The sequence below is a fragment of the Bacillus sp. JJ664 genome (assembly GCF_036962205.1).
Lineage (GTDB): Bacteria > Bacillota > Bacilli > Bacillales > Bacillaceae_G > Gottfriedia.
Genome location: NZ_JBALMS010000083.1, coordinates 11334 through 23222 on the forward strand (window position 1 = coordinate 11334; position 11889 = coordinate 23222).

The following is an 11889-nucleotide window of genomic DNA, read 5'->3' on the forward strand; positions in this document are numbered from 1 at the left end:
CCACTCCAGGATGCTCGCTTTTCATGGGGTAGTTGGTTAGCCTCCTCGGCTTCGCCTGTGGGGTCTCAACCTTCCTACATCTCCCATAGGAGGCGAGCTTTCTTCCGTTCTAATCTTTTCCTTAACTACGAATTTATGTTGTACAACCTCTCTTTTATTGCTGCGCCAACTGAAAAAGACTGTCTCATTTAGACAGTCTTTAGAAATTGCTTAAGGTAATTACTGCATTAATTCAATCCCTTTGGATATTAAAATAATGATAAGATATAGGTGATGAACATTGTACCCTTGATTTTAGTTAGTTGTAATATTATTAATGAGGCGATTTGATTCGTAAATCACTTTTTCTTCATCAATCGTTAAGCATTTACCATCTTTTACAATTGTTTTTCCGTTGATGTATACATCGCATACATCACTTCCTCGTGCTGAATAAAGTAAATGTGAATATGCTGCAGTTATTGGTTGTAAATGCTCTTTATTATAAGGATCAATTGTAATAAAATCTGCCTTTTTATTTGCTTCAAGAGAGCCTGTATATCCCATCCCTATTACTTCAGCTCCACCTCGAGTAGCTAAGGTTAATGCTGTTTGTGCAGAGAATTTAGTTGCATCTTTATATATCCCTTTTTGCAGTAATGCAGCAGTTCTAACTTCCTCGAACATATCTAGATTGTTATTGGAAGCTGTGCTATCTGTTGCAATGCCTACTTTAATACCAGCATCTAAAAGACTAACAACATCAGCAATACCAGAACCTAGTTTCAAATTACTAATTGGATTGTGAGCAACTCGTACGTCATAATGCTTTAATATTGCTCGCTCTTCATCGTTAAGAACCACACCATGAGCCATCACTGTTGGTTGATCTAGGATACCTAGTTTACGAAGGTGCTCTACAGGTCGATTTCCATAACGAGTTTCAATGTCTAAGATTTCACCATCCGTTTCTGATACATGGATGTGTATCATTAAATCATTTTCCTTTGCAATTCGGGCACTTTCAATAAGCGCTTCCGGGCTACATGCATAAGGACTATGAGGTGCTACCATTGTTGTTAGTCGCCCATTAGCAAATTTTTTGTAGTCCTTAGAAAACTGCTCAGCACCTAATAAATTCATTTTCTGTTCTTGTTCCGTGCCGAAACTAAAAATTGAATAAGAAAATGCTCCACGGATTCCTGTTTCTGCAATGGTCTCCATTACAACGTTAGGATCTATACCGTTTGGATTAAACATATCAGAGAATGTAGTCGTTCCCGACTTAAGCATCTCCAAAATGCCCAGTTGTGCACTCACAGAAGCAATTTCCGTTGTAAATTGCTTTTCGATTGGCCATATTTTTGTTTCAAGCCAAGGTTTTAGTAGCATATCATCTCCGATACCACGTAATAAAGTCATTAATATATGCGAATGAGCGTTCACTAGACCAGGCATCACCCATTTACCAGCAAGGTCCACTACTTGATCTGCATCTACAAGTACCTCTTCATTGCGTTCACCAATATAGATAATTGATTGATTTTGAACAATCATCATACCGTTTGCAAAAATTCTATTTTCTTTATCCATTGTAAAAAAAGTAGCGTTAATATATATTGTTTTCATCTCAAATTCCTCCTAAATCTTGTTAAAATAAAAAAAATCCTGATTACGAAGAAAAATGTTAAAAAACACTTTTTTTCGTAATCAGGATTTTACGGTTCCTGGTAGAGACCCTCATACCATATCAATGAGGTTATACAATCGTTTTATGAATTTATAAAACCTATCATAAATGAATTAAGACCAAAGTTCAATATTTTCTATAATTTAACAGATTAATTTAGCTGATCCTGTCTATTGTAGAAAACATTTTAAGGTGATTGGAGTAAGTACATGATCATTCCCAACAAGGGACGATAGCTCTTAGTAGTCATGTATAGAACACTATTCTTAGAGATTGTTAAATTCTGAAAATCAAATTCCTTTAAGAACTAACAATTGCTTTATTACATAAGTACTCCTAAATTGATAGATCTTTCTTTAAGAAGTAATGCTTATAATCTCTGCCAACATTATCAAGGGTTCCATTCACTTGATAACCGAATTTCTTATAAAAATCTAGAGCCTGGAAACTCAAAGTATCTACCTTTATGAAATCACAATTGTTATCCATTGCAATTTGTTCTATTTCATTTAATAATTCGGTTCCATATCCATTTTTGCGAATATCTTCATCAATCATAAAAGTATGAATTTCTAACCAATTCCAGCAAATCTCACTTAAAATCCCACCACGTACTTTATTATTTTCATCCTTAAGAAATAAATTAACCTCTTGATATCTGCCTCTTAAATCTTTTGGAAAATGTTTCAGATTAAACTCATACAAACTCTTGTTAATATATAACTTATCATTTTCATTTAAATCTCTAGTAATAGGTAGATTCATTTCAACTATTCCCCTATCCAATTTCATATAAAAAGAAAAATGTTACCCCTCTAAATTTTACCATAATTATCCATATTTTTTCGCCTAAAAAACAGTAAAAAAGGAGCCGAATGATCAGCTCCAAAGCATTTGTTTAATAAATTAAAATTTGATACTTTAATTTATTCCAGTCTTTTTAATGTATACATGATAAGTAAATGTAGATAATTATCCTTTATACCATCAAAATGATCCCACCAATTTAGTTGAGCAACTCTTGGACTATTACTAAGTTTGTGTTAGTTCAACAAAATTTTATTTTTAAAACGTATGCTTCTAACAAATGTTCTTTAATCTTTGGGATATTTTTTTACTTTTATTTCTATGTTGGCATTTAATCAAAAATAATTTTTCTCTCAATCTTGCTTGTTGCAAAAGATTAAAAACTATTTTTCGTGAATCATTTCGCCCTTTAAGTAAGAAGTGATCTCTTTGTCTGGAATTAGTTTATATGTTTTTTGTTGAATGTTTTCAGGGTTTAAACGATCTTCATAGATGGCTCTTAAGTGTGCTGTTCTGTATAATTGATTTTCAAACGACCCGCGGGATATTTCTAGAGGTATTTCTACTCCATTAAAAAATTGGACAATTGAACGATTGTATTTTCCACCTTTGAAGTTAGAGACATGGTTGTAGGAAATCCAGGAACATTCAATTTTTAGTGATGAGGAAGTGGGGAAAAAGAATATTTGATTCATAGCACTTATGGCAATTGGTGGCTTGTGTGTAATTGATATCATTTGCTTGGTACCTTCCCGCCTACCTTTGTAGCTGGAGCCAAAATAAGCGCAGCTTCTTTCAATTATTTCGATTGGTTTCATTAATACATAGAAATTATCATCTGTTTCATATATTTTAGAAACAACTGCTAAATCAACTGTATACTCTGGTATGATTGCCATAGTCGATTTATTAATTTCGTACTCTGTTAATACTTTTACCTTACCTTTCACATGATTCATTCTTTGATTCCTCCTTTTTATTCATTAAAATGGTAGTGTCTTCATGCGATAAATAAAAGATTACATTATTATTAAGTAGAAATTATGTAAAAACTAGGTTGCTAGAAGTATATTAACATAATTTAAAGTGTAAAAATCTTTTTTGTGAAACCTTTAACAATATTGTCGAAGTTTACTAAAGTTTAATTACAAAAAAACCATTTATTTCAGCTTAATACTGAAACAAATGGCTTTTTTTACTTATTATTTTTCTGTAAATTGTTCCTCTTCAGTAGATCCTTTTAATGCAGTCGTTGAAGAAGTTCCGCCCGAGATTACTTGAGCAACTTCATCAAAGTAACCAGTTCCAACTTCGCGTTGGTGTCGTGTTGCAGTGTAACCGAATTGTTCACTAGCAAACTCTGCTTGTTGTAATTCTGAATATGCGCCCATTCCTCTTTCTTTGTACTTACGAGCTAATTCAAACATGCCGAAGTTTAGTGCATGGAAACCTGCTAGTGTTACGAATTGGAATTTATAACCCATTTCAGCAATTTGCTGTTGGAATGTTTCAATCGTTTCATCATCTAATTTCTTCTTCCAGTTAAATGAAGGTGAACAATTATATGCTAAAAGTTTACCTGGGAATTGAGCATGAATTTCATCTGCAAAACGTTTAGCGTCTTCTAAATTTGGTTCTGACGTTTCACACCAAATTAAATCTGCGTAAGGAGCATAAGCTAAACCACGAGCAATTGCTTGGTCTAATCCCGCTCTCGTCCGGTAAAATCCTTCAGGTGTTCTATCTCCAGTAATAAATTGTTGATCAACTGGATCGATATCACTCGTAATTAAGTCTGCTGCATCAGCATCAGTTCGTGCAACAATTATAGTAGGAACACCCATAACATCTGCTGCTAATCTAGCAGAAATTAAATTACGAATTGCAGTTTGAGTCGGTAATAGAACTTTTCCGCCTAAATGGCCACATTTTTTCTCTGAAGATAATTGGTCTTCAAAATGTACACCTGCTGCGCCTGCTTCGATCATACCTTTCATTAATTCAAATACATTTAATTGTCCACCAAAACCAGCTTCTGCGTCAGCAACAATTGGTGCAAAATAATCTAATTCTTCTCCACCTTCGACATATTGAATTTGATCCGCACGTTGGAAAGCTTGATTGATACGTTTTACTACCGCTGGAACTGAGTTTGCAGGATATAGACTTTGGTCTGGATACATTTGACCAGATAAATTTGCATCTGCAGCTACTTGCCAGCCACTTAAATAAATTGCCTTTAAACCTGCTTTTACTTGTTGAATCGCTTGGTTTCCAGTTAAAGCTCCTAATGCGTTTACATAATTTTCTTCATTTAATAATTTCCACAGTTTTTCAGAACCGCGTCTTGCTAAAGTATGCTCAATATCAATTGATCCTCTTAATTTAATGACTTCTGCTGCTGAATATGGACGTGTAATCCCATTCCATCTTGCGTCAAATTCCCAGCTTTCTTGTAATTCTGCAATACGTTTCTCACGATTATTTGTCATTTTCATTTCCTCCTTGGAATTATAGGTTGTCATATCCTTTTAATGTTAGAAAATCTGCAAACTCATCATTGCTAATTAGATCATCAAATAATTCAATTGCTTTTTTAAATTGTTTCCGTTCAAAAAGTTCTTTGCCAAGCTCAAGTTCTAGCTTCATCATTTCTTCCTGTTTTAACAAATCAACAAACTCAAGTGTTATGTTTGTACCGTCCTCTAACACACCTTTTTCGTGACGAATCCATTGCCAAATCTGAGCACGAGAGATTTCTGCAGTTGCAGCATCTTCCATTAAATTGTAAAGTGGTACTGCACCTCGACCACTTAACCAGGCTTCAATGTATTGAATGGCAACTGTTATATTCGTTCGAAGTCCTTGTTCAGTAATTCCCCCACTTGGTAGCTCGACTAAATCCGCCTCAGTTACTTTTACATCTTCACGTTTTCGGTGAATTTGATTTGGTGTAGGCATATAGCGGTTGAATTGTTCTAGTGCGACTGGCACAAGACCAGGATGTGCTACCCAAGTTCCATCATGTCCGTCTCTTGCTTCACGTTCTTTATCTCGCTTAACTTTCTCAAATGCAATTTCATTTTTTTCTTCATCATCTTTAATTGGGATCTGCGCTGCCATTCCACCAATTGCAGGTGCATTTCTCTTATGACAAGTTTGTATAACTTTTTGCGAATAAGCGCGCATAAATGGAACTTCCATCGTGACAACAGATCGGTCTGGAAGAATCATCGTTTTGTCATATCGCATCATTTTAATAAAACTAAAAATATAGTCCCATCTACCACAATTAAATCCCGCAGAATGTTCTTTTAATTCATATAAAATCTCTTCCATTTCAAACGATGCAGCAATCGTTTCAATTAATACAGTTGCTTTAATCGTTCCCCCTGGAATATTTAATTTATCCTGAGCAAATACAAACACATCATTCCAAAGTCGAGCCTCTAGATAACTTTCCATTTTAGGTAAATAAAAATATGGCCCAGATCCATTTGCAATTGACTGCTTTGCGTTATGGAAAAAATAAAGTCCAAAATCAACTAAACTACCAGACATTGAAACACCATTAACAGTGATATGTTTTTCATCTAAATGCCATCCTCTAGGTCTGACAATTAGTACAGCCGGCTTCTCTTTTAAAGTATAAGTTTTTCCTTTTGATTCAAGTGATATTGTTCTGTTCACAGCATCTCTTAAATTAATTTGACCTGAAATGATATTCTCCCATGTCGGAGAAGTTGCATCTTCAAAATCAGCCATAAACACAAATGCATCTGAGTTTAATGCGTTAATAATCATTTTTCGATCGACAGGTCCTGTAATCTCTACTCTTCTGTCCTGTAAATCAGAAGGTAATGGAGCAATTGTCCAATCACTTTCACGAATATGCTTTGTTTCCTCTAAAAAACAAAGCTTCCCTCCGTTTTGTAAAAAATTCATTCTCTCTTTTCTACTGAAAAGTAATTGTTGCCTACGATTTTCAAAATGCTCATGTAGCTCCTGTAGAAACCTTAATGCTTCATTCGTCAAAATGTCAGATGATCTCTCTACTTGATTACCAAGTACTTTAATTCCCGATAGCTCAGTAGTCATACATTTCCTCCGTTTCAGTTATATAACAGTTTTTACTTTCTTGATTTATTATATAACAGACAATTCAAAATGGATATTAAATTCAGAAAGTTTTTCCAAAGAATTTTCGACAACAATAATCAGAAAAAAAAGAATGTTCACAAATTATTTACCAGTTTTTTACAAAACATTCTGACTTCTTTATATTTCCTCAACATTTCAAATGTAGGATTAACATTGTAATAAACATTACTAAATTCCTAGGGGGAAAAAAAATGAAGAAAGTAATTCCAGCTCTTGTTGTGGCTTCTACAATCATAACGAGCCAAGTAATACCAACCCTTCATGATTCTGTTAGTGCTGCATCAAAAGTATCATCAGTACATTATGTAACAGCAAAAAAACAGATATCAGTTGACGGTTCATTAAAAAATATTGCTACGATCAAGCATGGTAGCAAAGTATTATATTCATTAAAAGATTTAAGCGTAGCTTTAAAAATTACATCTAACCTCAACAAGAAAACGAACTCCATTGAATATAAATTGGTCTCCGGTAAAACAAAAACAAGCTTACAATTCAATTTTAAAACAAACTCAACTCTGTTAAACAATAAAAAATTCAATCTATCAATCGTAAATCATAAAGGTGTTCCATTTGCTGATGCCAACGTATTTGCTTCTATTTTTGGAAAAGAAGTTGTAAAAACAGAAAATACTTCAATGTTATATATCAGTTCAACAAAACTAATCCAAGCTGATACATATGAAACACAATTTATAGCTGGTGGAAAGCTATTAGTAACTGGTGATACAGAAGATACTCTACAATCTTATATTCTGAATCCAATTACATTGAAAATTGAAAAGACATTACCATACCAAGACTTAACTGTTTCAAATAATGGTAATAATGCTGTTTTCGTTGATGATGAGGGAATCATTAACACGATTGATTTAAAAACATTTAAAGTAACTAAGTTTGAGAAAAATGTAGAACCAAAAACTGGTTTAATTTGGTCTTTTGATGCTAAGAAGATTTACTTTATTGAAAGCGATAAAAATGCAACCATCTCACAATTAGATTTAGCTTCAGGTGAGTTTAAAATATTAGTAGCTGACAAAGTAGAAAATAAATCAGATTTAGTGATTGCTTCAGAAGCACCGTTAAAATTTGTATACTCTGTTACAAAAACAGCGACTTCTACAGTTGATCCTGAAACAGGTGAAACGACAGTTATTGATGATTCAACTGCTGGCCAAGATTTATGGTCAATTGATACATCAGTCGCTACATCAACCGCTGTGCAATTAACAAATACACCTGATAACAAAATTTATCCAACAGTTCTTCCTAGTGGATTCATAAGTTATTTATCTCAAAATACGGACGATGAAAATGCATTAACAAAACTGTTTGTTCAAAACCCATTAAATAACCAAACGATGACACTATTTAACGGAAAACAATTTCATCTATTAACAAAAACAATGGAAGGAAAAGTTTTACTTGTACAATCGTTCTCTTCAGGTGATCAAGTATTCGAGTTAACAGAAAGCGGCTTGTTAAAACCGATTTTTAAAACAAATAAGACAATCAACTCAATTACAGCAACTTCTACAACTAAGCTAGCCTTCACTTATGGAGATGATGGCGAAGAAAAAACAGCTTTCGTCAATAACGGAAACGTACTTTACATTACTAAGTAAATAATAAAGGGGAAATTAAAAATGAAAAAGATGACAAAAAAACTATCTATCGCTGTATTAACTACTGCTCTTGCATTTGGTGTAAGTAATACTTTTACAAAAGACAATGTTGGAGCTGCAATTGATAAAAATCGTATCGTTATTGCTGGTTCAACTGCATTACTTCCTTTAACAAATCAAGCTTCTAAAGAATTTAAAAAATCAAACCCAAAAATTAAAATTTCTGTATCTGGTTCTTCTTCAATCGCCGGTCCACAAGCGGTTAAAAAAGGGTCGGCAACGATTGGTGCAGCTGACTGGGATGCGACATCTGAAAAAGTAACTGGATTACCTACATTCTCTGATTTAAAAGCTTACAAAATTGCGGTTATTCCGTTTGCAGCAGTGGTAAGTAAAAATAATCCTGTTAATGATCTTTCAACTTCTGAGCTGCAAGATATTTACACAGGTAAAATTACGAATTGGAAACAAGTTGGGGGTCCTGATAAAAAAATCAATGTTTACACAAGAAGCGTTGGTTCAGGTACACGTGTAAACTTTGAGAAAAAAGCATTAAAAGGTGAAGATATTAAAGATTCTGGTTCAAACGTTGAAAAGGTTTCAAGTAGTGGATTAATGAAATCTAAAGTTGCTGGAGACGATTATGGAATTGGCTATATTGATTTAGCTTATATTACACCTTCAAGTGGGTTAAAAGCATTAAGTTATAATGGCGTAAAAGCAACTGTTGAAAATGTAAAAGCTAAAAAATACCCAGTTTGGGGTTACGGATATTTAATTACAAAGAGTAATGTTTCAGAAGCTAATATGAAATTCATCAAATTTATGCAAAGCAGCAAATTCCAAAACAAATCACTTAAAAGCTTAAAATTTATTCCTGTTAGTGAGATGAAGTAATTTAATAAGAAGAATAGAAAAAACAAGCCCCCTATTTGTGGGGTTTGTTTTTTGAAAAGGAGGACATTCATGGCTATTCCACAAGTAGAAATATCTCAAGTTTTCAGACAAACTCAAAAGAAAACTACATTTCAATCTACTATTTTTAATCGTTCTTTTCTATTAGCCTGTTTTTGTAGTTCATTAATATTAGGAATTATTTTATNNTTATTTACAATTGTTTATTTTATTGGGAAAACCGGAATTCATGTATTTCATGATGTCTCATTCAAAGAATTTTTCTTATCTTTTAAATGGGAGCCTTATGAAAATCACTTTGGTGCTGGTTCTTTCATTATCGGTACACTCTGCTTAACAGCATTAACTTTATTATTTACAGTTCCAATCTCATTAAGTATTGCGATTTTTAATACCCAATTCGCGCCTGTATGGCTTCGCAACTTTTTGTCATTAACTTTAGATATTTTAGTTGGAATTCCCTCCATTGTGTATGGTTATATAGGTTTAACTTTACTAATTCCATTAATTAGAGACACTTTTCATACTGGTTTAGGTAGTGGTTTACTAGCTGCATCACTCGTTTTAACACTGATGTGTATTCCAACTGTTGTAAAAATCTCAGAAGATTCATTTATGGCCGTCCCGAATGATTTAAAAGATGCAAGCTATGCACTAGGAAGTACACATTTCCAAATGATTTGTAAAGTTCTAATACCAGCTTCTAGTTCTGGCGTCACAACTGCAATTATTCTTGGAATGGCACGCGCAATCGGAGAAACAATGGCTGTAGTCATGGTTATTGGAAATACTGCCCAAGTCGCAAAATCATTAACAATGCCAACTTCTGTCCTTACAAGTAATATCGTAATGGAAATATTAAATGTATCCTATGACTCTACTTGGAATTACGCATTATATATGATGGCATTTATTTTATTATGTATCTCACTATTACTAATTATTATCATAAGAAATTTACGCAAAAAAGGAGCATGATGATGACTAGGACTCCTATCAATATTGAAAAAAGCATTAAGAAAAACAGAGCAATAAATAAAGTTATGAGATTCCTTTTATCATCGATTACTATTTTTACTTTTGCGATCATTCTATTCTTATTAATGAAGATTCTTAGCAAGGGATTAACAACAATTGATTTTCATTTTCTCGTAGGATTACCAGAGGAAATTGATGCTGGTGGAGGGGTAGGTCCTTTTCTCTTTAACACATTTTATATTTTACTCATTTCACTTGTTATATCCATTCCGATCGGACTTGGTGCAGGTATTTATTTAGCAGAGTATGCAAAACAAAATAAATTAACTGATTGGATTAGTACATGTGTTGAAGCACTAGCTTCGGTGCCTTCAATTATTTTCGGCTTATTCGGCTATGTATTATTTGTAGAAGTGTTTGATGTTGGATTAACTGTTATTGGAGCTGCAATTACGCTATCATTCTTAAATTTACCAGCACTAACTAGAATTATTGAAGAATCAATTCGTAATGTACCACTAAGCTATCGCGAAGCATCTTATTCATTAGGTGCATCAAAAGCAACTTGTATTATCACAATCATTCTTCCGGCAGCATTAAAAGGAATATTCACTGGTATATCATTAACTGCATGTCGTTCATTGGGTGAATCCGCTGTAATTCTACTTGCGGGTGGTACAAGTGCCTCTGATAAAATGTGGGACTTTTCATTAACTGGTCCTGGTGCTACCCTTCCTGTTCAGCTTTGGTATATTCAATCTGAAGCTTTAGTTGAGGATGCAATGAAAATTGCTGATCAATCAGCTGCTTTACTTGTTGTGATCATTTTATTATTATCTATCGTATTACGCCTTCCATTTATGTTTAAGAAAAAATAAATAAATTAGAAAAAACACTTGGAAATACTCAAGTGTTTTTTTCTAAACTGCTATTCTGTTTACTAATCACTATTAGATTTGTTCTAGTATCATTACACTTTCGCTATTTGTCTTCACTAAAAATTCAATTACTCAATTTAGCGTTATATTATTTTTTAGCTTCCTCCAAATATTTCATTCTTTCTAGCATTGTAGGATGATCATATCTGAAAAATTTTACTAAAAATGGTGGATTGACTTGGGTTAGACTATTTTTTGATAATTTTTGAAAAGCAATGATGCCTGCTTCAGCATCATTTGTCAGCTTAACAGCATATAAATCTGCTTTTTTCTCGGCATGTCTAGAAACTGCATTCGAAATTGGTTCCGAGATAAATCCAATTATTCCACTAAATAATAAAAATAACGTTAACACAACCATCATTTTTTCAGGTGAATTGAATTCTCGATTCCTAGATAGGGTAAATTTCATTAATCGATCTATGATAAATAAACCGACTAAGCTGCCAACTAATGTTCCAAACATCGCTTTATAAATATCTTTATTAACATAATGAGACATTTCGTGGGCCATGATAAACAAGATTTCATCATCTGTTAGCCCTTTTAATGTAGTATCCCATAGAACGATTCTAGCGTTTTTACCAATTCCAGTTACATACGCATTATATGTAGTTGTTTTAGCCGACATATTTACTTCATACACTCTATGGGCTGGTATATTTGCTTCTTTTGCTAAAGATACGATTTTCTTTTCTAATTGCTTATCCTTTAATGGATAAAAATCATTATATAAAGGGTCTATGATTACTGGTTGAATAAATGTAAGAAAAATAGTGAATGGAATACTTAATAT

At 33.2% G+C, this 11889-nt stretch carries 10 protein-coding genes and 1 riboswitch; of the genes, 4 read left to right on the forward strand and 6 right to left on the reverse strand.

The genetic code is table 11. From position 1 onward, the window contains the following. Window positions 1-294: 294 nt before the first annotated feature. The 5 genes from V7056_RS14215 to aceB all read right to left on the reverse strand — a co-directional run bounded on the left by V7056_RS14215 (window position 295) and on the right by aceB (window position 6574). Window positions 295-1608, reverse strand: coding sequence for an amidohydrolase family protein (locus V7056_RS14215; RefSeq protein WP_499702945.1), 1314 nt, complete (start codon window positions 1606-1608; stop codon window positions 295-297). 58 nt (window positions 1609-1666) lie between these two features. Then, window positions 1667-1766: riboswitch (purine riboswitch) on the reverse strand. 239 nt (window positions 1767-2005) lie between these two features. Continuing rightward, complete coding sequence (locus V7056_RS14220) at window positions 2006-2434, reverse strand: GNAT family N-acetyltransferase (RefSeq protein ID WP_499702946.1); 429 nt, start codon at window positions 2432-2434, stop codon at window positions 2006-2008. A 425-nt stretch (window positions 2435-2859) separates the two neighbouring features. Then, window positions 2860-3435, reverse strand: coding sequence for a competence protein ComK (locus V7056_RS14225; RefSeq protein ID WP_087999935.1), 576 nt, complete (start codon window positions 3433-3435; stop codon window positions 2860-2862). A 243-nt stretch (window positions 3436-3678) separates the two neighbouring features. Further along, window positions 3679-4968 (reverse strand): isocitrate lyase, encoded by a 1290-nt coding sequence (gene aceA / locus V7056_RS14230; protein WP_499702948.1) that lies wholly within the window; start codon window positions 4966-4968, stop codon window positions 3679-3681. A 19-nt stretch (window positions 4969-4987) separates the two neighbouring features. Then, window positions 4988-6574: a malate synthase A gene (aceB, locus tag V7056_RS14235; RefSeq protein ID WP_499702950.1), complete on the reverse strand. Its 1587-nt coding sequence runs from the start codon at window positions 6572-6574 to the stop codon at window positions 4988-4990. 254 nt (window positions 6575-6828) lie between these two features. On the opposite strand from aceB, the gene V7056_RS14240 reads away from it, so the two are divergent. From V7056_RS14240 to pstA, 4 genes are all read left to right on the forward strand, one after another. Next, complete coding sequence (locus V7056_RS14240) at window positions 6829-8262, forward strand: hypothetical protein (RefSeq protein WP_499702952.1); 1434 nt, start codon at window positions 6829-6831, stop codon at window positions 8260-8262. Between the two features lie 21 nt (window positions 8263-8283). Further along, a complete protein-coding gene (locus V7056_RS14245; RefSeq protein WP_499702954.1) occupies window positions 8284-9159 on the forward strand; it encodes a phosphate ABC transporter substrate-binding protein in 876 nt (291 codons plus the stop codon). A 69-nt stretch (window positions 9160-9228) separates the two neighbouring features. Beyond that, on the forward strand, window positions 9229-10155 hold the full coding sequence (gene pstC / locus V7056_RS14250) for a phosphate ABC transporter permease subunit PstC (protein ID WP_499702956.1): 927 nt from the start codon (window positions 9229-9231) through the stop codon (window positions 10153-10155). A gap of 2 nt (window positions 10156-10157) precedes the next feature. Continuing rightward, entirely contained in the window at window positions 10158-11033 is an 876-nt protein-coding gene (gene pstA / locus V7056_RS14255; protein ID WP_499702957.1) for a phosphate ABC transporter permease PstA, read from the forward strand. Between the two features lie 148 nt (window positions 11034-11181). On the opposite strand, the gene V7056_RS14260 is transcribed toward pstA, so the two are convergent. Then, window positions 11182-11889 (reverse strand): M48 family metallopeptidase (locus V7056_RS14260; protein ID WP_499702959.1); only part of this gene is annotated, 708 nt, incomplete at its 5' end.

Bases quoted from the DNA above. Each gene is read 5' to 3' on its own strand.
- V7056_RS14215 (WP_499702945.1), bottom strand. From the start codon at position 1,608: ATGAAAACAATATATATTAACGCTACTTTTTTTACAATGGATAAAGAA.
- V7056_RS14220 (WP_499702946.1), bottom strand. From the start codon at position 2,434: ATGAATCTACCTATTACTAGAGATTTAAATGAAAATGATAAGTTATAT.
- V7056_RS14225 (WP_087999935.1), bottom strand. From the start codon at position 3,435: ATGAATCATGTGAAAGGTAAGGTAAAAGTATTAACAGAGTACGAAATT.
- aceA (WP_499702948.1), bottom strand. From the start codon at position 4,968: ATGACAAATAATCGTGAGAAACGTATTGCAGAATTACAAGAAAGCTGG.
- aceB (WP_499702950.1), bottom strand. From the start codon at position 6,574: ATGACTACTGAGCTATCGGGAATTAAAGTACTTGGTAATCAAGTAGAG.
- V7056_RS14240 (WP_499702952.1), top strand. From the start codon at position 6,829: ATGAAGAAAGTAATTCCAGCTCTTGTTGTGGCTTCTACAATCATAACG.
- V7056_RS14245 (WP_499702954.1), top strand. From the start codon at position 8,284: ATGAAAAAGATGACAAAAAAACTATCTATCGCTGTATTAACTACTGCT.
- pstA (WP_499702957.1), top strand. From the start codon at position 10,158: ATGACTAGGACTCCTATCAATATTGAAAAAAGCATTAAGAAAAACAGA.